We start from the raw sequence: 18,589 nt of genomic DNA, 5'->3' as shown, positions 1-18,589 counted from the left end.
GCGGAAAGCGCTTTCTCTCCGCACCGACCAGGAGTCTCCATGACCTCAGCCGTCGACCGACCGCGCGTCCTCCGCATCGCCATGAACGGCGTGACCGGGCGGATGGGCTACCGGCAGCACCTGCTCCGCTCCATCCTGCCGCTCCGCGAGGCGGGCGGCGTGACCCTGCCGGACGGCTCCCGCGTGCAGGTCGAGCCGATCCTGGTGGGACGGAACGAGCGCAAGCTCGTCGACCTGGCCCAGCAGCACAAGGTCGAGCAGTGGACCACGGACGTGGAGGGCGTGCTCGCCGACCCGACGGTGGACGTCTTCTTCGACGCCGGCATGACCAGCCACCGCTCCGCGCTGCTGCAGCGCGCGATGCGCGCCGGCAAGCACGTCTTCACCGAGAAGCCGGTCGCCGAGACCCTCGAGGACGCCGTCGCCCTGGCGGCACTGGCCGCCCAGACCGGCATCACCGCCGGCGTCGTGCACGACAAGCTCTACCTCCCCGGCCTGGTGAAGCTGCGCCGGCTGGTCGACGAGGGCTTCTTCGGCCGCATCCTCTCGATCCGCGGCGAGTTCGGCTACTGGGTGTTCGAGGGCGACCAGCAGGCCGCCCAGCGCCCCTCCTGGAACTACCGCACCGCGGAGGGTGGCGGCATCACCACCGACATGTTCTGCCACTGGTCCTACGTGCTCGAGGGCATCATCGGCCGCGTCCGCAGCGTGAGCGCGCTCAGCGTCACCCACATCCCGCAGCGCTGGGACGAGCAGGGGCGCCCCTACGACGCGACCGCCGACGACGCCGCCTACGCCGTGTTCGAGCTGGAGACCCCGGCGGGCGATCCGGTCGTCGGCCAGATCAACTCCTCCTGGGCGGTCCGGGTGCACCGCGACGAGCTGGTGGAGTTCCAGGTCGACGGCACCCACGGCTCGGCCGTCGCCGGGCTGCAGAGCTGCGTCGCCCAGCAGCGGGCCCACACCCCGAAGCCGGTCTGGAACCCCGATCTGCCCGTCACCGACCCGTTCCGGGACCAGTGGCTGGACGTGCCCGCCAACGCCGAGCTCGAGAACGGCTTCAAGCGGCAGTGGGAGGAGTTCCTCCGCGACGTCGTCGCCGGCCGGCCGCACCGCTTCGGCCTCGAGTCCGCCGCCCGCGGGGTGCAGCTCGCCGAGCTCGGCCTGCGCTCCTCGGCCGAGCGTCGGACCCTCGACGTCCCCGAGCTCTCGCTGTGACGGCGCTGCTGCTGCCCGCCGCCGACGGCCTGCTCGCCGAGCACACCCTGGGCGCGCCCGGCGCGTGGACCCGGCCGTCCGGCCCCCTCACCTCCCGGGTGGTCTACGCGGCGGCGCACGTCGTGCCCGAGCGCTGGGCCGACAACAGCCCCGGGGCGCCGGCGGTGCTCGACTGGGACGCGACGCTGGCCTTCCGCCACGAGCTCTGGTCCTACGGCCTGGGCGTCGCCGACGCCATGGACACCGCGCAGCGCGGGATGGGCCTCGACTGGGCCGCCACCCAGGAGCTGGTGAAGCGGTCGGCCGCCGAGGCCACCGCCGTCGGGGGGCGGCTGGCCTGCGGGGCGGGCACCGACCAGCTGGACCTCACCAGCCTGCCGACCGGTCGTCGGGGCCTGGACGCCGTGCTCGGCGCCTACCGCGAGCAGGTCGAGCTGGTGGCCGGCTCCGGCGCCACCGTCATCCTGATGGCGTCCCGGGCGCTGGCGGCGGTGGCCGACGGGCCTCAGGACTACCTCGACGTCTACGGCACCCTGCTCGACGAGGTCGACCGGCCCGTCATCCTGCACTGGCTCGGCCCGATGTTCGACCCGGCGCTGGCCGGCTACTGGGGCAGCGGCGACGTGGCCGCCGCCACCGCGACCTTCCTCGAGCTGATCGAGGCGCACCCGGGCACGGTGGACGGGGTCAAGGTCTCGCTGCTCGACGCGGCCCACGAGACCGCGCTGCGCGCCCGGCTCGCCGGCGTCACCCCCCGCGTCCGGCTCTACACCGGCGACGACTTCCACTACCCCGAGCTGATCCACGGCGACGGCACCCACCACTCCGACGCGCTGCTGGGGATCTTCGCCGCCATCGCCCCGCTGGCCTCCACGGCGCTGCAGGCCTACGACGCCGGCGACGCGGACCGCGGGCACGCCCTGCTCGCCTCCACCGAGGCGCTGGGCCGGCACATCTTCAGCGCACCCACCCCGCACTACAAGACCGGCGTCGCCTTCCTGGCCTGGCTGAACGGCCAGCAGCCCGGCTTCGTCATGGTCGGCGGGCAGCAGGCCGGCCGCTCGCTCCCCCATCTCGTGCAGACCTTCCGGCTGGCCGACGGCGCCGGACTGCTGCGCGACCCCGAGCTGGCCGCCGCCCGGATGCGCAGCCTGCTGGCGGTGCACGGGATGGGTGCCTGAGGTGGCCACCCCGCAGGCCCCGGGGATGGACCGGCTCTCCCTCAACACCGCCACCACCAAGGCCCTCACCCTGGCCGAGGCCCTGCGGGCGGCACAGGACGCCGGGCTCCGGCACGTCGGCCTGTGGCGCGACCGCGTCGAGGAGGTCGGGCTGGAGGCGGCCGTCGCGCTGGTCCGCGCCTCCGGGCTGCAGGTCTCGACGCTGTGCCGGGGCGGCTTCCTGACCGCGGCGGACCCGGCCGGTAGGGCGCACGCGCTCGAGGACAACCGCACCGCCATCCGCCAGGCCGCGGCGCTGGGCACCACCGAGCTCGTGCTCGTGGTCGGCGGGCTGCCGCCGGGCGACACCGACCTGGCCGCCGCCCGCACCCGGGTGGCCGACCGGCTCGCGGACCTCGTCCCGTTCGCCCGCGAGCACGGGGTCCGGCTGGCGCTGGAACCGCTGCACCCGATGTACGTCGCCGACCGTGCGGTGCTCTCCACGCTCGGCCAGGCCCTGGACCTGGCCGCCCCGTACCCGTCCGCCGCAGTCGGCGTCTGCGTCGACACGTTCCACGTCTTCTGGGACCCGCAGCTGGCCGAGCAGGTCGCGCGCGCCGGCCGCGAGCAGCGGATCGCCGCCTACCAGGTGTGCGACTTCAACCTGCCGATCGCCGCCGACGCCCTGCTGTCGCGCGGCATGATGGGCGACGGCGTGGTCGACTTCGCGGCCGTGAGCCGGCTCGTCGCGGCGGCCGGCTACGACGGCCCCGTCGAGGTGGAGATCTTCAACGCCGAGATCTGGGCCGCGCCGGCCGTCCAGGTGCTGGCCACCATGCAGGAGCGGTTCGCCGCGCTGGTCCTGCCCGCCCTGGAGCGGCCGGGGTCGGCCGCCGCCTGAGCGCGCCACGTCGCTAGGGTGACCACGACCACACTTCACCGAGGAAGGACCTGACGTTGACCAGCCCCGTGCTCTCCGTCCAGCTCTACGCCGTCCGCGACCAGCTCGCCACCGACCTCGACGGGACCCTGGCCCGCCTGGCCGGGATGGGCCTGCGCGAGGTCGAGGCGTTCGACTTCGTCGACAAGGCCCCGGCGCTCGACGAGGCCTTCAAGAAGGCCGGGCTGCGCGCCCGCACCGGCCACGCCTCGCTGATGTCGGAGGGCCTCGGACTGGACGACCCGGCGTTCAAGGAGGGGGCCAGGTCCGGCCCGCCCACCCAGCAGGCCGTCTTCGAGGCTGCCAGGACCGTCGGGCTCGAGATCGTCATCGACCCGTTCGTCGAGACCGAACGCTGGCTGACCGAGGAGGCGGTGCTCGACAACGCCAAGCGGCTCAACGACGCCGCCGAGAAGGCGGCCGACCACGGCCTCCGCGTCGGCTACCACAACCACGCCCAGGAGTTCCTGTCCACCTTCCGGGGCCTCACCGCGTACGAGTTCTTCGCCGAGCAGCTGCGCGACGACGTCGTGCTGGAGGTGGACCTCTACTGGGCCGCCACCGGCCGCCAGGACGTCACGGCGCTGCTGGGCCGCGTCGGCGAGCGGGTCCGCGCCCTCCACCTCAAGGACGGCGTCGTGGGCGCCAACCCGTTCGAGCCCGGTGCCGCCCGGATGGACCCGGAGAAGCTGGACCAGCGCCCGGCCGGCGAGGGCGAGCTGCCGCTGCTCGACTACCTCGCGGCCGCCCCGAGGACGGAGTTCGGCGTGATCGAGTTCGACCACTACGCCGGCGGGCACATCTTCGACGGCATCGAGGCGAGCGTGCGCTACTTCAACGAGCACGGCCTGCGCTGAGCACCCGGGGCCCCGGCCCCGCTCCCCGCAGGAGAACGCGTGAACGGATGGTGGGTCGACCCGCCATCCGGTCACGCGTTCTGCGTCCAGCGGGCATGCTGAGCCCGTGAAGTTCACCGCCACCGTCGAGGCCGCCGGCCGGACCGCCACCGGGCTGGAGGTGCCGCCGGAGGTCGTCGAGGCCCTGGGCGCCGGGAAGCGCCCCAAGGTCGCCGTGACGCTGAACGGCCACACCTACCGGACCAGCGTCGGCCTGATGGGCGGCCGGTCGCTGATCCCGGTCAGCGCGGAGGTCCGCGCGGCCAGCGGCGTCGCCGCCGGCGACGAGCTCGAGGTGGAGGTCGTGGTCGACGACGCCCCTCGGGAGGTCGCGGTCCCCGACGACCTCGCGGCGGCCCTGGCCGCCGCGGGCGTGGCCGCGGCGTTCGCCGGGCTCTCCTACAGCCACCAGCGCCGGCACGTGCTCGCGGTCGAGGGGGCCAGGGCCGAGGCGACGCGGGCCCGCCGGGTCGCCGCCGTCGTCACCGCCCTGGCGCCGTAGCGCCGCCTCAGGCCGCGGCCGACTCGCTCACGGTCTTCAGCCGCTGCAGGCCCTTCTCGAAGTCCGGCCCGAGGAACTTGTCCATCGAGCTGAACAGCCCCATGAGCCGGGTCACGACCGTGAGCCGACCGGTCATCGTCCAGGTGACCCGGGACCCGGCGCCCTCGGGCACCACCTCGAACCAGGTGTCGTTGTGCGCCTTGAACGGCTTCTCGAAGGTCAGGTCGACGCGGACCAGCGCCGGTGGCCGCGACTCGGTGATCTCCATCCGGCCCCGGCCGGCGCGCCGGTTGCCCGACCAGCGGTAGACCGCCCCGACCCCTGAGCCGGCCCCCTCGTAGGAGCGCTCCAGGGCCGGGTCGACGTCCTCCCAGGGGGACCAGGCGGCCCAGCGGTGGAAGTCGGCCAGCTGCGCGTGGACGCGCTCCGGCGGCGCGTCGACGACCAGGGTGCGGCTCACGGTGTAGGTGTCGGCCATGCCCCAGGCTACTGCGAGAGGACCATCTCCAGGCGGTCCAGCAACGTCTCCAGGCCAACCTCGAACTCCTCGTCGCCGCGGTCCTCGCTGAGCAGCGGACGCAGCCGGTTGGTGGTGGGCGTGGTCTGGCTGAGGTCACGCCGGCCGTCCCGTTGCGGGATCTGCGCGTCACCCTCGTCGAAGGGCTCCTCGACCGGGGCGGTGTCGGCGCCCCGGGCCGCGGACTCGAGCAGCAGGTGGCCGAGCAGGAAGCTGCTGAAGGCCCGGTAGGCGTCCGCGACCTGCTCGTCGGTGAAGCCGTGCCCCGACAGGTTCGTGAGGAGGTCCTCGACGAGCTCGGGGCTGCGCAGCGGCGGCCGGAGCCACGGCGCGGCGGGGTGCCGGGTGGCGATCAACGGGAACGCGGCGGCGTGCTCGACGGCGACCCGGCGGACGGCGTGGGCCAGCGTCTGCAGGTAGCCCTGCCAGGTGCCGGTGAGGTCGGGGTCCAGCTGCGCCCGCAGCCCGTCGACCAGCGACGCGACGACCGCCTCCAGCAGGTCCTCGCGGCCGCTCACGTAGCGGTACAGGGCCATCGCCCCGACGCCCAGCTGCTGGCCGACGGCCCGCATGCTGAGGTTCTGCAGGCCGTCCTCGTCGATCAGGTCCAGAGCGGCCTGGACGACCAGCGTCCGGCTCAGCCCCGGCGACCCGCGACCGTCCCGCTCCTCGTGCTGCCCCACTGCTGTCCCGCCTTCTGCCGTCCGCGCGGCCGGCCAGCCGCCGCGCTCAGGCTACGGGCGCCGTCGGTTCCGCCGCCCGGGGGTGCGGCCTCAGCTGAGCAGGGCGGCGGTCTGCTGGGCGGCCTTGCGGATGCCGCCCCGCTCGTCCAGCCAGCCGCCGGCCACCCCGATCACCGGCACCTTGCCCAGCGCGCGGGAGAAGAACCCGCCGCGCGGGCGCTCGTCGAGCAGGTCGCTGAGCTGCCACAGGGTGCTGGCCAGCCGCCACAGGGTGAGGGCGGCGCGGGCGGCACCCCGGCCGAGCGTGGCCAGCACGCGGCGGTCCGGCTCCTCCCCGCTCTCGTCGGCCAGCCGCCGTTCGGCCTCGGCGTCGTCCGCGGGCGACGTCACGGGGGCGGCCAGCCCGCGGTCGAACAGGACGCGGGCCAGCAGCGGCACCCAGTCGTCGGGGTCGGTCAGGCCGTGCTCGCGGGCAGTGGCGCAGACGGCGAGCCCGGCGGCGCAGGCCCCGAGCGCCGGCTGCAGCGGGATCCGGTCGGCCAGCGCCCCGGCCAGCCGCGGTGCGGCGGCCGCCAGCCCCGCGCTGACGCCGATCCGGGTGACCCACCAGTCGACGCGGCGCTGGAGCGGCTGGTCGGTCCAGGCCGGCGAGGCCGGCGTGGTGTCGCCCAGGGCGCGGTCCCGCAGCGCGTCCAGCACCTTGGCCGGGAACGGCGCCGAGGGCGGCGGCTCGTCGTCCAGACCGAGCCAGCGCTGGGGGTCGGCCAGCACGTGGCCGACCATCCGGGCGTAGAGGTCGAGCGCGGTGACGACGTCCTCTTCGGTGATCTCCTGCGGCTTGGCCACGGTGTCGGTCTCCTGTCGGTGCGCTCTCGACCCGACGGCGCCGGGAACGCCCCAGCCTAGGGGTGGCCGGTCGGCCGTCGCCGCCGGCACCTCCGCGGGCGGTCGTGGCCGGGGGGTCAGCCCTGGAGCCGCTGCAGCCAGGCGGCGCTGCGCCGTTCGATGTGCTCGAGGTCGAGCTGCCGCAGCACCTCCTCGACGGCCGACAGCACCGACCCCTGCAGCATCCAGAGCCCGGTCTGCTGCCGGGGGTCGACGTCCAGCAGCACCAGCTCGGTGAGCCTGGCCCGGGTCTCCCGGACCAGGTCGAGGGTGCGGCTGACGAGGTCGTCGACGCGGTCCACGGGGCCCCGGCCGAACTCCGCGCTGACCAGCTCGCCGAACCCGCGCAGGGCGTCGGCCACGTCGTCCAGGACGACGGCGAAGGCGCGCCGCAGCTCGGGCGAGAACGACTGGTCGGCGTCCCCGCCCGGCGCCGGGGCCTCGCGGCCGATCACCACCAGCAGGGCCCGCTCGGCCGCCAGGCACCGCTCCAGCCGGTCGAGGGCGTCCCGCAGGCCCGGGTGCACGACGTCGGCGGCCAGGGCGCGCGGGTTGAGCCGCCGGCTCTCCTCGACGGTCCGGACGGCCGCGGCGGCGGCGTCGACGTCGCGCCCGATGTCCTCGGTCCAGGCGGACCAGGCCGCGACCTCCTCCGGGTGCGGCGCCCGGTCGGTGAGGCTGAGCGCCATCTCGTCCAGCAGCGCCGCCTGCGACCGGGCCACCTGACGGACGGCACCGGTGGCGCGCGCGCTCGGGATGGACACCGGCACGAGCAGGCTGAAGGCGATCCCGACGACCGTGCCGATCAGGGTGTTCACCACCCGCACCTCGGCGGCCAGCCCGGGCGCCGAGACGGCGAGGATGAGCATCGCGCTGATGGGAGCCTCCAGCGACTGGTCGCCCAGCCGGAAGAGCTTGGCCAGCCCCAGCGAGGTGGCGATGACGGCGGCCAGGCTCCACCAGGACAGCCCGATCCAGGTGGAGATGCCGACGGCGACCAGCACGCCGGTCAGCACGGCCCCGACCCGGACCAGCCCCATCTGCAACGTGCCGACGGTGGTGGCCTGGACGACGAGCAGCGCGGTGAGGGGGGCCGTGAGGTCGAGGATGCCGGGCGAGACGGTGTCGGCGATGACGTAGGCGACGACCGCGGCGACGGTGAGCCGGACGATCTGGGTGACCGGCGGCCGGAGCCGACCGGGCACGGCCGCCCAGGACGTGGGGTAGGAGGGCCAGGCCCACCACAGCACCCGGCGCGCCGTCGAGCGGGCCCGCGCCCGCACCCGCTCCAGCCGCTCTGCCACGGCCCCAGTGTCCACCGGCCTGCGGGCGGCCCGCAGCCCCGGGCCCGGACGCAGCAGGACCCGGGACCTCGTGGTCCCGGGTCCTGCTGCTGGTCAGACCGTGCTGGTCAGACCGTGCGGGTGCCGCCGGAGCGACGCTTGATGGCCAGGTAGATCACGAGCACGATGATCGCGCCGATGATGGAGCCGATCCAGCTGGACGGCTGGACGAAGCCCTCGCCGCTGTCGCGACCGAAGATCAGCTTGCCGAGGAAGCCGCCGACGAACGAGCCGACGATGCCCAGCAGGATGGTCTGCAGGATGCTGAGGGACTGGCGTCCGGGGACGACCGCCCGCGCGATGAAGCCGGCGATGAGACCGATGATGATGAGCCCGATGATGGTGCCGAGCATGGTGCCTCCTGAGGAAGTGGTGGTGGTGCTCCCGTTCGGCGGCCGTCGCCCGGGCCTCCCCGGTGGGGAAGGCCGGACGAGTGCAGGCTTGCGTCGACCGCCGGGCACCAGTGTGGTCGCTGCGCGCCCCCGGGACCATCGGGGCTACCACCTATCTTCGGGACGGGTGGGGCTCGTGGGACGTGTCCCGGTGGACACCGCAGCGCCCATGCCGCACGTTGGTCCCGTGGCGTCCTTCTCCTCCCTGCCCGTCTACTGGCGGGTCTGCCTGATCAACGCCGCCGTCTTCCTGCTGTCCGCGGTCATCCTGGTCGTCAGCCCGGCGACGGTCGGGCGCGACATGTCCCTCGGTCAGCTCGGCGGGCTGGCCCTGGGCCTCGGCGCGATCATGGTCGCGAACGCCCTGCTGCTGCGCAGCAGCCTGGTGCCGCTGGACCGGCTGGTCGCGCAGATGCAGCGGATGGACCTCGAGGGGCTGGGCCAGAAGCTGCCCGAGACCGAGGACGGGTCGCTCCAGCCGCTGGTGGCGAGCTTCAACCGGATGTCGACGCGGCTGGAGCTGGAGCGGGCCCGCAGCAACGCGCAGGCGCTGGCCGCCCAGGAGGTCGAGCGGCACCGGATCGCCCGCGAGCTGCACGACGAGGTCGGCCAGGGCCTGACGGTGGTGCTGCTGGGCCTGCAGCGGGCGGTCGCCACCGCCCCGCCGGAGCTGGCCGAGGAGCTGCGGGCGGTGCAGGAGACGGCCCGGACCAGCCTGCACGAGGTGCGCGAGGTGGCCCGCCGGCTGCGCCCGGGCGTGCTGCAGGACCTCGGCCTGGTCAGCGCGCTGGCCGCCCTGGCCTCGGACTTCACCACGCACTCCGGCGGGACCGTGGAGCGGGGCTTCGACGCCCACCTGCCGCCGCTGACGGAGGAGCAGGAGCTGGTGCTCTACCGCGTCGCCCAGGAGGCGCTGACCAACGTCGCGCGGCACGCCGACGCCCGCACGGTGCGGCTGCGGCTGCTCGCCGACCCCGAGGGCGTCGAGCTGGTGGTCGCCGACGACGGCCGCGGGCTGGGCCGGGCGCCGGAGGGTTCGGGCCTGCGCGGGATGCGGGAGCGCGCCCTGCTGGTGGGCGGTCGGCTCTCGGTCCGCTCCCCCGGCTCCGCCGGCGGCACCGAGGTCCGGCTGCGGGTGCCCGTGCGGGCGGCGGTCGACGCGTGAGCGCCGAGGTGCGGATCCTGCTGGCCGACGACCACGCCCTGGTCCGGCGCGGGGTGCGGCTGATCCTCGAGACGCGGCCGGGCACCCGGGTGGTGGCCGAGGCCGGCGACGGTGCCGAGGCCGTCGCGCTGGCCCGCCGGGAGCCCGTCGACCTCGCGGTGCTCGACGTGTCGATGCCCCGGATGACCGGCCTGCAGGCCGCGCGGGAGATCGCCCGGCTCGACCCGGCGCCGCGCATCCTCATGCTGTCGATGTACGACCACGACCAGTACTTCTACGAGTCGCTGCGGGCCGGCGCGTCCGGCTACGTGCTCAAGTCGGCGGCGGACCAGGACCTGCTGCAGGCCTGCGACGCCGCTCTGCGCGGTGAGCCCTTCCTCTACCCGGCGGCCATGGCGTCGCTGATGCGCAGCCACCTGGAGCAGCTGCGCCGCGGGGTGGAGCCGAAGGCAAACCCGCTCACCCCGCGCGAGGACGAGGTGCTCAAGCTGATCGCGGAGGGCCGGTCCTCCCGCGAGATCGCCGAGGCGCTCACGATCAGCCCCAAGACCGTCGAGCACCACCGGGCCAACGTGCTGCACAAGCTGGGCATGCGGGACCGGACCGAGCTCACCCGCTACGCCATCCGCGCGGGGCTGATCGAGCCCTGAGGCCCCTGCGGGCGCCGGGTGCGCACCTCCTTGACGCGGGTGAGCACGTGCGCCCCCTCAGCTCGTCGAAGGACGCCCGTCGACAGCCTCAGAGCACGAGGTCCCGCTGCCGCCGGATCGGGTGGCGGTCGAGGCCCCTGCTCAGCCGTCGAGCCCCGCCGCGGGGGTCTGCCGACCGTCGGGCTCCCCCGCGCCACCCGCTCCGCCCGGGCGCAGCCGGTAGAGCACCTCGCCCGCGTGTGGCTCGACGAAGGTGTCCGGGTCGGCGGCGTAGGCGTCGACGTCCACGTCCGCCGGGTCGAGGTAGTTCAGGTTGACGGCCCGGACGACGTCCTCGGGGATGCCGGTGGCCAGGGTGACGGTGACCCGGTTCCGCTCCCCGTGCTCGGGGTCCCAGGTGCCCTGGCCGCGCAGGTGGGTGGAGTGGGCGAGGTCGCCCCACGGGGTGTCCCGGAACCGCTCCCACTGCCCCAGGAAGTAGTCCCGGTTGTGGTAGCCGATCTCGGTGATGTGCGGGTGCATCACCGACACCTCGGTGATGTGGGGGGCGTAGATGATCACCTCGCCGCCGTCGGCCACGATCGGCTCCAGCTTGTAGAACCCCTTGGCCGCGGTCCAGATGTCCTCGTACTTCGCCGGCATCACCGACAGCACCCGCCGGACCGGGGCGTCGCGGTAGGACACGTGGGTCTCCGCCGACACCGCCGCGCAGGCGGCCCAGGCGTCCTCGGGGGTGCCGAAGGCGGCCGCGTGCAGCGTGTCGGTCCCCGACGCGACGACCAGGCAGAGCGCCAGCCGGCGCGCCGGGATCATGCCCGCCGCCTCGTTGACCAGGGCCCGGACCGGCGTGACGCCGCGGGTGCCGATCATCTCGGCGCTGGTGATCAGGGCGCCGACCCAGTGCGACAGGTCGATCAGCTCCTGGCCGGACACGCCGGGGAAGAAGTACTTGTTGCCACCGGAGAAGCCGACCACCTCGTGCGGGAAGACGGGTCCGACGACGACGGCGACGTCGGCCTCGGCCACGTGCCGGTTGATCCGGACGTCGACGGACAGGTCGGTCATCAGCCCGCCGGTGAGCTCGGCCATCCGCCCGGGTCCGATCGTCCCCAGGTCGGTGAACGTCTCGGGGAGCCCGGAGGCGTGGTTGAGGATCCGCCAGCCCGGGTAGGTGGCGCCGCTGTCCCCCGGCGCGAAGCCGAGGTGCCGGGCGAGGTGCTCCTCGCTCATCGCCTGGTGGGTGCCGAGGGCGACGACGACGGTGACCTCGCGGGCCCGGCCCGCGAGCGCGTCGCGGACGGTGCCGAGCAGCAGGGGCAGCGGGCAGGTGCGGGTGCCGTCGGGGACGACGAGGCAGACCGAGGCGCCGTCGACGTCGGCGCCCGCGAAGGCGTCGGCGACGAACGCCGTCACCTGCTGCTCGCTCAGCCGGACCCCCGGACCTCCGACCTGCAGCGCCCGGGCCGGGTCCCCGGGCTCGGTCCCGTAGGCGTGCTCAGGCAACGGCGTCGCCCAGCCCGGGGTAGCTCTGCCGGTAGACGTCCTTGACGATCCGCAGCGACTTGAGCGCCTCCCGCGGGCTGATCCAGAACGGCTCAGGATCGCCCAGCCGGGCGTAGAAGTCGGCGAGCAGCAGCTCGTGCGACACGCCCCAGTAGGAGCGGCCGCCCGTGGCGGCCGTCCGCTCCCGCACCGTCTCGCTGCGGCCGTCGGCGTGGGTGATGGTGAGGTCGCCGCGCAGGCTCAGCGTGGCCTGCTCGGTGACCACGTCGAGGGTCACGGGGGCGTTCGCGGCGTGCGCGAGGGTCGCGTAGAAGACGCTGCGCGCCCCGGACGCGTGCTGCAGGGCGATCTCGGCGGTGTCCTCGACCTCGATCGCGCCGGCGAGCGCCCGGGTGCTGGCGTGGCCCTCGACGCCGGTGACGTCGCCCACCAGCCACTGCACCAGGTCGACCGTGTGGATGGCCTGGTTCATCAGCAGCCCGCCGCCGCTGCCCGCCCAGGTGGAGCGCCAGGGCCGGTTCTCGTAGTAGCTCGCCTCCCGGTGCCAGACGACGGTCGCGGCCGCGCCGAGGACGGTGCCCAGCTCGCCGGAGGTGAGCCGCTCGTGCAGCCCCCGGACCGCCGCGTTGTAGCGGTTCTGGAAGCAGACGGCGATCTTCGCCGAGCCCGCGTCGGCGGCGGCGGCCAGTCGCTCACCGTCGGCGACCGTCGACGCGAGGGGCTTCTCCAGCACCACGTGCACGCCCTGCTCCAGGCAGGCCAGGGCGAGCTCGACGTGGGTGTGGTGCGGGGTGGTGACGTGCACGACGTCTGGTCGCGCCTGCGCCAGCAGCGCGGCCTGGTCGGGGAAGCCGGGCACGCCGTACTTCTGCGCGGCCGCCTCCCGGCGGTCGCGGTCCGGCTCGACCACCCCGACCAGCTCGACGTCGGGCAGGGAGGCGAGGGCGTCGAGGTGGACGACGGAGACGTCGCCGCACCCGATCACGGCTGCGGTGGGCATGCGGGCTCCTGGTGGGGGCTGAGGGGTGGGCGGCGGGGCGGCGGGCGTCAGGAACGCTCGGGGAAGCTGCCCTCGGCGCGGATCCGGGCGTTGAGCTCGCTCAGGTAGAGGTCCTCGTCGAGGTCCAGCGGGATCTCCTGGCCGGTCCAGCCGGAGAGGTGGATGGCGTTGGCCAGCCGGACGCCGTGGATGCCGTCCGCGCCGGGGGCGATCAGCGGGGTGCCGTCCAGGATGTTGGCCGCGAAGTTCTCCAGCACCCCGGCGTGCTGACCGCCCCAGACGGACTCGAACTCGAGCACCTCGGTGCTGAGGTACTGGTCGGTCTTGAGGCCGCCGCTGAACAGCAGCTTCGCGCCGGCGGCGTCGATCGAGTCGCTGATCTCGCGCTCGGGCTTGCTGAGCCGGGTGACGGTGGCCCGCTTGCTGCCGTCGACCACGATCTTGCCGTTGTCGCCCAGGATCTCGAACCGGTCGGTGCCGGCGAGGTCGTGCGTCGCGGTGACCAGCACGCCCGTCGCGCCGCCGCCGTAGTCGACCATCACGCTGACCTCGTCCTCGACGGCGATGTCGCGGCGGAAGCCGAAGCCGAGCTTGGCGTAGACCGACTGCGGGCGACCGCAGATCCACTGCCACAGGTCCAGCTGGTGCGGGGCCTGGTTGACCAGCACACCGCCGCCCTCGCCGCCCCAGGTGGCCCGCCAGGCGCTCTGGTCGTAGTAGCCCTGCGGCCGCCACCAGGTGGTGATGATCCAGCTGGTGTGCCGGATCGCGCCCAGCTCGCCGCTGTCCACGATCTTCTTGATCGCCTGGTACAGCGGGTTGTTGCGCTGGTTGAACATGATCGCGAAGGTGAGCTCGGGGTGCTTGTCGGCGACGGCGTTGAGCTCGGCGACCTGGCGGGTGTAGACGCCGGCCGGCTTCTCGACGAGGGCGTGCACGCCGGCCTCGAGTGCCGCGATGCCCATCTCGGGGTGCAGGAAGTGCGGGACGCAGGTGACGACGGCGTCCACGTCCCCGCTGCTCAGCACGCCGGCGTAGTCGGGGTGGGCCGGGACGCCGGGGTGGCGCTCCTGCGCGGCCGCGAGGGCCGCCGGGTCGCTGTCGCAGAGGGCGCCGATCTCGATGTTGGGCACCCGGCCGTCGGCGATCAGGCGACCGTACATCGACCCCTGGGCGCCCAGGCCCACGATGCCCAGCCTCACCTTGTCCGTCATCGACGTCTCCTCGTCCTCGCTGCGCGCAGCCCCCGGAGCCGGGGACCGGGGCCGCGACCGGCCCGCCCACCACCGTCGTCGCTGGCCCGTCGCCGGCCAACAAGTTGCCGGAAGTTGCCGTCAGGCCCGGGCAGCGGCCGGGACCTCGAACGCGTCGGCCACCGCGGTGTAGGACCGCACCAGGGCGGGGAAGCCGGCCCGCAGCCGTGCGTAGGTGTCCAGGTCGTCCCGGGTCACCGCGACCGGGGTCGGGTCGGCCACCGGACCCCGGAGGGCGACCAGCGCCGACGGCAGGTCGGCCGCGCCGCCGAGGGCGTACCAGCCGAGCGCCGTGGCCCCCAGCGCCGTGCCGCCGGCGCCGGCCTCCACGACCAGCGGCCGCGCCAGCACCCCGGCCATCACCGTCCGCCACAGCGGTGAGCGGAAGGTCCCGCCGGTCGCCCGCACCTCCCGCACCGGCCCCACCTGCTCGAGGGCGTCGGCGATGGTGCTGACCTGCAGGCAGACGCCCTCCAGGGCCGCGCGCAGGAAGTGCTGGCGGGTGTGCCGGTGCCGGATGCCGAAGTAGGCCCCGGCCAGCTCGGGGTCCCACACGGGCGCTCGCTCGCTCAGCAGGTAGGGCAGCATGACCAGCCCGTCGCTGCCCGGTGGCGCCTCGGCGGCCAGGGCCAGCAGCTGGCTGTCGGCGTGCTCCTCCCCCGTCAGCCCCTTCCCCGTCAGCTCGGCGGCGAAGGTCGCGCCGGCCCAGCGCATGGCGATGCCGCCGTTGCTGACCGCGCCGCCGACCACCCAGAGGTCGTCGGTGAGCGCGTAGCAGAACAGCGAGCCGCGCGGGTCGGCGCGCGGGCCGTCGACGGCCATCCGGACCGCCCCGCTGGTGCCCAGCGACAGCCCGGCCACGCCCGGCTCGATGGCTCCGGTGCCGAGGTTGCCCAGCGGGCCGTCCGCGGCGCCGACGACCACCGGCAGCCCGGCGGGCAGCCCCGAGCGGCGGGCGGCGTCGGCGGTCAGCTCCAGCACGGTGGTGGTGGGCAGCACCGGTGGCAGCTGCTCGCGCCGGATGCCGGCGACGGCCAGCGCGTCGGCGTCCCAGTCGCGCGCGACGCTGCCCAGCAGCCCGGTCGCGGAGGCGCTCGACAGCTCCGTGACCAGCTGACCGGTGAGGTGCAGCAGGAGCAGGTCCTTCAGGCCCAGCCACCAGCGCACCGCGGCCGCGGTCTCCGGGTCGTGCCGGGCGAACCACACCAGCTTGACCAGCGGGCTCATCGGGTGGACCGGGGTGCCGGTGCGGCGCAGCAGGTCCGCGGCGAGGCCACCCGACCGCAGCTCCCGCGCCTCGGCGGTGGAGCGGGCGTCGGCCCAGGTGACCAGCGGGGTGACCGGCTCGCGCCGCTCGTCCAGGCCCAGCAGGCCGTGCTGCGCCGACGCCACCGCCAGGCCGGCCACCCGGGTCGCGCCCAGCGCGGCCACGCACTCCGCGAGCGCCGTGTCGACCGCGGCCAGCACGGTGGCCGGGTCCTGCACGTGCCAGCCGGGGCGGGGCTGGGTCAGGGGGTACTCCCGCTGCGCGCCGGCCACCTGCCCGCCGCCGGCGGTGGAGAAGGCGGCCACCTTCACCGCGGTCGTGCCCACGTCGAGGCCGAGCAGGACCTCGCCGGGGCCGGTCATGCGCCGGGCACCAGCAGCGTGGCGCGCTCGAGGACGAGGGCGACCAGCGCGGTGTCGGCGCCCAGCCCCGGCTCGAGGGAGTCCAGCACCGCGGGCACGGCGGCGGCCAGCTCGCCCGCGCTCGCGGCCGCCCGGGCGGCGTCGGCCCCGGGGTCGTTGACGGGGGCGCCGTGACCGCGCAGGTGCAGCACCCAGGCGGCGAGGGTGCTGGCGCAGCCGGCCGGCAGCCGGCCGGCCGCCCGCTCGGCGCGCAGCGGGGGCAGCGTCCTGACCCGCAGCTTCGTGGAGCCGTCGCCGGCGATCTGGGCCAGCCGGTGGCGGACCCGCGGGTTCGCGAACCGCTCGAGGAGCGCTGTCCGGTAGCCGGTGACGGCGTCCCCGCCCAGCTCGAGGTGCCGGCCGGCCTCGTCCCAGAAGGCCTCCACCTCGGCCCGGCAGGCGGGATCGGCGACGGCCTCGTCGATGGTGGCGTGCCCGCGGATGCTGCCGGCGTAGGCCAGCAGGGAGTGCGACCCGTTGAGCAGCCAGAGCTTGCGCTGCTCGAAGGGCCGGACGTCGTCGACGACCCGCACCCCGGCGTCCTCCCAGCGCGGCCGGCCGGCGGGGAACCGGCCCGCCACGACCCACTCGCTGAACGGCTCCGTGGGCACCGGCTCGGCGTCGACGTAGCCCTGGTGCTGCCGCACGAGGACCCGGTCCTCGTCGGTGGTCGCGGGGGTGATCCGGTCGACCATGGAGGTGGCGAAGTCGACGTGCGCGTCCAGCCAGCCGACCAGGGCCGGGTCGACGAGCGCGGCCAGGTCGGTGACGACGGCACGGGTGACCTCGCCGTTCTCGGGCAGGTTGTCGCAGGAGAGCAGGGTGACCGGTCCGGCGGCCGCGGCGCGCCGCGCGAGCAGCCCGGCCACCAGGCGTGCGGGCAGCGACGTGACCAGAGCCCGCGGGTCGGCCCGCAGGGCGGCGGTGTCGGCGACCACCGCCTCCCGACCGGCGTCCAGCCGGCCGTCGGGGCCGGTCAGGTAGCCGGGCTCGGTGACGGTGATGGTGACGACCGCGACCTCGGGCCGGGCCAGGTGGGCGAGGTAGACCTCGTGCTCGTCGGCCGCGTGCACGGCGGCCACCTGGCCGACGACCTCGAAGGCGTCGCCGTCCGCGCTGCGGGTGATCAGCGTGTAGAGCCCGTCCTGCGGGGCCAGCGCCTCGGCGACCCCCGGCCGCCGGCCGGTGAAGGCGGCGATCCCCCACTCCGCCGCGTCGGGGGCGGCGGCGGTGTACCAGGCCTGGTGGGCGCGGTGGAAGCTGCCGAGGCCGAGGTGCACCAGCCGGACGGGCGGCGCCGGCGGGGTGCCCGGCAGCGCACGGGACAGCCGGGGCGGCGACGTCGCCGCGGGGGTGCTGCTCACAGCTTGAAGGTCCTCTCGGGGATCGTGACGACCAGGTCGTGGGCCGTCTCCAGCGCCTCGTCCTCGTCCAGCCGGTGCTCGGCGACCAGACCGGCCAGGTAGCCGGCGTCGAGCCGCCGGGACATGTCGTGCCGGGCCGGGATGGAGCAGAAGGCGCGCGTGTCGTCGATGAAGCCGGACGTCTTGGCGAAGCCGGCCGACTCGGTGACCGCCCCACGGTAGCGGCGGATGGCCTCCGGGGCGTCGAGGAACCACCACGGCGCTCCCGCGAAGACCGACGGGTAGAACCCGGCCAGCGGGGCGATCTCGCGGGAGAACACCGTCTCGTCGACGGTGAACAGCACGAGGTGGAACCCCGCGGCGGTGCCGTAGCGGCTCAGCAGCGGCCGGAGGGCGTCGGTGAGCTCGAGGGCGACCGGGATGTCGCTACCGACGTCGGCGCCGTAGCGCTCGAAGGTCGGGGTGTGGTGGTTGCGGCGGATGCCGGGGTGCAGCGTCATCACCAGGCCGTCCTCGACCGACATCCGGGCCATCTCCGCGAGCAGGTGGCGGCGCAGGGCCGTCGCCTCCTCGGCCGTGATCTCACCGCGGCGGCCGAGGGTGAACAGCCGGGCGGCCTCGGCCGGCTCCAGCACGTCGGTGCGGACGTCGGGGTGGCTGTGGTCGGTGGAGACGGCCCCGTGCGCCCGGAAGTGGCGACGGCGGTCCTCCAGCGCCTCGATGAAGCCGGCGTAGTCGCCGGTGTCGACGCCGGACACGGCGGCCAGCCGGTCGAGGTCGGCGTTCCAGGTGGGGCCGGCCGCCTCCAGGTAGCGGTCGGGCCGGAAGGTCGGGACCACCCGGCCGGTCCAGCTCGGGTCGTCGGTGAGCCGGCGGTGCGCGGCGAGGTCGTCGCAGGGGTCGTCGGTGGTGGCCAGCACCGTGATGCCGAAGCGGTCGTGGAGGGCGCGGGGCCGGAACTCCGGCCGGACCAGGCAGGCGGCGACCTGGTCGTAGACGGCGTCCGCGGTCGCGGCGCTCGGCCGCACCTCGACGCCGAAGATGTCGGCGAGCTGCGACTCGAACCAGTACCGCACCGGGGTGCCCCGGAAGACGTCCCAGTGCGCGCAGACGGTGCGGAACGCCGCCCGCGACTGCTCCTCCTCCAACGGGCCCTGGCCGACGCCCAGCGCCGAGAGCTCGACGCCGTGGGCGTGCAGCAGCCGGTTGACGTAGTGGTCGGGGGTGACCAGCAGCGAGGTCGGGTCGACGAACGGGGTGTCGTCCGCGAGCCAGGCCGCCGGCACGTGCCCGTGCGGGGAGACCACCGGCAGGTCCGCCACCGACGCGTGCAGGCGGCGTGCGATCGCCCGCACCTCCGGGTCGGCGGGCAGCAGCCGGTCGGGGTGGAGCTGCAGGACGGCGGTGGCGGGAGGCATGCCGCCATCCTCACCGTCGCCGACGCCCCGTC

18 protein-coding genes are annotated in these 18,589 nt (G+C 75.0%); 7 read left to right on the top strand and 11 right to left on the bottom strand.

Features of this window, described 5'->3' with window-relative positions; genetic code table 11:
- The first annotated feature begins 39 nt into the window (after positions 1-39).
- The 5 genes from BLT72_RS08940 to BLT72_RS08920 all read left to right on the top strand — a co-directional run bounded on the left by BLT72_RS08940 (position 40) and on the right by BLT72_RS08920 (position 4,716).
- On the top strand, positions 40-1,218 hold the full coding sequence (locus tag BLT72_RS08940) for a Gfo/Idh/MocA family protein (protein WP_091412156.1): 1,179 nt from the start codon (positions 40-42) through the stop codon (positions 1,216-1,218).
- A complete protein-coding gene (locus tag BLT72_RS08935; RefSeq protein WP_091412154.1) occupies positions 1,215-2,399 on the top strand; it encodes a dihydrodipicolinate synthase family protein in 1,185 nt (394 codons plus the stop codon). The genes BLT72_RS08940 and BLT72_RS08935 overlap by 4 nt, the downstream gene beginning before the upstream one ends.
- 1 nt (position 2,400) lies before the next feature.
- Entirely contained in the window at positions 2,401-3,279 is an 879-nt protein-coding gene (locus BLT72_RS08930) for a sugar phosphate isomerase/epimerase family protein (RefSeq protein ID WP_231930462.1), read from the top strand.
- A gap of 56 nt (positions 3,280-3,335) precedes the next feature.
- The gene (locus BLT72_RS08925) at positions 3,336-4,175 is read left to right on the top strand and encodes a sugar phosphate isomerase/epimerase family protein (RefSeq protein WP_091412151.1); all 840 of its coding nucleotides are present in this window, start codon (positions 3,336-3,338) and stop codon (positions 4,173-4,175) included.
- Positions 4,176-4,281: 106 nt separating this feature from the next.
- The gene (locus BLT72_RS08920) at positions 4,282-4,716 is read left to right on the top strand and encodes a DUF1905 domain-containing protein (RefSeq protein ID WP_091412149.1); all 435 of its coding nucleotides are present in this window, start codon (positions 4,282-4,284) and stop codon (positions 4,714-4,716) included.
- 7 nt (positions 4,717-4,723) lie between these two features.
- Here BLT72_RS08920 and BLT72_RS08915 read toward each other — a convergent pair whose 3' ends face one another.
- The 5 genes from BLT72_RS08915 to BLT72_RS08895 all read right to left on the bottom strand — a co-directional run bounded on the left by BLT72_RS08915 (position 4,724) and on the right by BLT72_RS08895 (position 8,497).
- Complete coding sequence (locus tag BLT72_RS08915) at positions 4,724-5,194, bottom strand: SRPBCC family protein (RefSeq protein ID WP_091412147.1); 471 nt, start codon at positions 5,192-5,194, stop codon at positions 4,724-4,726.
- An 8-nt stretch (positions 5,195-5,202) separates the two neighbouring features.
- Positions 5,203-5,916, bottom strand: a complete 714-nt coding sequence (locus tag BLT72_RS08910; protein ID WP_091412145.1) for a TetR/AcrR family transcriptional regulator — start codon at positions 5,914-5,916, stop codon at positions 5,203-5,205.
- A gap of 90 nt (positions 5,917-6,006) precedes the next feature.
- Positions 6,007-6,762: a hypothetical protein gene (locus BLT72_RS08905; RefSeq protein ID WP_091412143.1), complete on the bottom strand. Its 756-nt coding sequence runs from the start codon at positions 6,760-6,762 to the stop codon at positions 6,007-6,009.
- Positions 6,763-6,878: 116 nt separating this feature from the next.
- Entirely contained in the window at positions 6,879-8,105 is a 1,227-nt protein-coding gene (locus BLT72_RS08900) for an FUSC family protein (protein WP_157720366.1), read from the bottom strand.
- Between the two features lie 107 nt (positions 8,106-8,212).
- Positions 8,213-8,497: a GlsB/YeaQ/YmgE family stress response membrane protein gene (locus BLT72_RS08895; protein WP_091412139.1), complete on the bottom strand. Its 285-nt coding sequence runs from the start codon at positions 8,495-8,497 to the stop codon at positions 8,213-8,215.
- Between the two features lie 226 nt (positions 8,498-8,723).
- Here BLT72_RS08895 and BLT72_RS08890 point away from each other — a divergent pair, with 226 nt between their 5' ends.
- Entirely contained in the window at positions 8,724-9,701 is a 978-nt protein-coding gene (locus tag BLT72_RS08890) for a HAMP domain-containing sensor histidine kinase (protein WP_231930460.1), read from the top strand.
- Positions 9,698-10,351 carry a response regulator gene (locus tag BLT72_RS08885; RefSeq protein WP_197677241.1) on the top strand — a complete coding sequence of 218 codons (654 nt, stop codon included), beginning with the start codon at positions 9,698-9,700 and terminating at the stop codon, positions 10,349-10,351. Before BLT72_RS08890 ends, BLT72_RS08885 begins: the two co-directional genes overlap by 4 nt.
- A gap of 141 nt (positions 10,352-10,492) precedes the next feature.
- Here BLT72_RS08885 and BLT72_RS08880 read toward each other — a convergent pair whose 3' ends face one another.
- The 6 genes from BLT72_RS08880 to uxaC form a co-directional block, all read right to left on the bottom strand.
- On the bottom strand, positions 10,493-11,854 hold the full coding sequence (locus BLT72_RS08880) for a lactate racemase domain-containing protein (RefSeq protein WP_091412137.1): 1,362 nt from the start codon (positions 11,852-11,854) through the stop codon (positions 10,493-10,495).
- Positions 11,847-12,854 (bottom strand): Gfo/Idh/MocA family protein, encoded by a 1,008-nt coding sequence (locus BLT72_RS08875; protein WP_091412135.1) that lies wholly within the window; start codon positions 12,852-12,854, stop codon positions 11,847-11,849. The genes BLT72_RS08880 and BLT72_RS08875 overlap by 8 nt, the downstream gene beginning before the upstream one ends.
- A 47-nt stretch (positions 12,855-12,901) precedes the next feature.
- A complete protein-coding gene (locus BLT72_RS08870; RefSeq protein ID WP_091412133.1) occupies positions 12,902-14,068 on the bottom strand; it encodes a Gfo/Idh/MocA family protein in 1,167 nt (388 codons plus the stop codon).
- A 120-nt stretch (positions 14,069-14,188) separates the two neighbouring features.
- Positions 14,189-15,736, bottom strand: coding sequence for a gluconokinase (locus tag BLT72_RS08865; RefSeq protein ID WP_091412131.1), 1,548 nt, complete (start codon positions 15,734-15,736; stop codon positions 14,189-14,191).
- Positions 15,733-17,139 carry a mannitol dehydrogenase family protein gene (locus BLT72_RS08860; RefSeq protein WP_197677240.1) on the bottom strand — a complete coding sequence of 469 codons (1,407 nt, stop codon included), beginning with the start codon at positions 17,137-17,139 and terminating at the stop codon, positions 15,733-15,735. Before BLT72_RS08860 ends, BLT72_RS08865 begins: the two co-directional genes overlap by 4 nt.
- On the bottom strand, positions 17,136-18,557 hold the full coding sequence (gene uxaC, locus BLT72_RS08855) for a glucuronate isomerase (protein ID WP_091412129.1): 1,422 nt from the start codon (positions 18,555-18,557) through the stop codon (positions 17,136-17,138). The genes BLT72_RS08860 and uxaC overlap by 4 nt, the downstream gene beginning before the upstream one ends.
- Positions 18,558-18,589 lie beyond the last annotated feature (32 nt).

Source organism: Friedmanniella luteola (assembly GCF_900105065.1).
GTDB classification, from domain to species: Bacteria; Actinomycetota; Actinomycetes; order Propionibacteriales; family Propionibacteriaceae; genus Microlunatus; species Microlunatus luteolus.
This window is presented reverse-complemented; position numbering and strand designations above follow the sequence as displayed.

Coding starts and splice junctions, on each gene's coding strand:
- BLT72_RS08915 (WP_091412147.1), bottom strand. CDS start 5,194: ATGGCCGACACCTACACCGTGAGCCGCACCCTGGTCGTCGACGCGCCG.
- BLT72_RS08895 (WP_091412139.1), bottom strand. CDS start 8,497: ATGCTCGGCACCATCATCGGGCTCATCATCATCGGTCTCATCGCCGGC.
- BLT72_RS08875 (WP_091412135.1), bottom strand. CDS start 12,854: ATGCCCACCGCAGCCGTGATCGGGTGCGGCGACGTCTCCGTCGTCCAC.
- BLT72_RS08940 (WP_091412156.1), top strand. CDS start 40: ATGACCTCAGCCGTCGACCGACCGCGCGTCCTCCGCATCGCCATGAAC.
- BLT72_RS08870 (WP_091412133.1), bottom strand. CDS start 14,068: ATGACGGACAAGGTGAGGCTGGGCATCGTGGGCCTGGGCGCCCAGGGG.
- uxaC (WP_091412129.1), bottom strand. CDS start 18,557: ATGCCTCCCGCCACCGCCGTCCTGCAGCTCCACCCCGACCGGCTGCTG.
- BLT72_RS08865 (WP_091412131.1), bottom strand. CDS start 15,736: ATGACCGGCCCCGGCGAGGTCCTGCTCGGCCTCGACGTGGGCACGACC.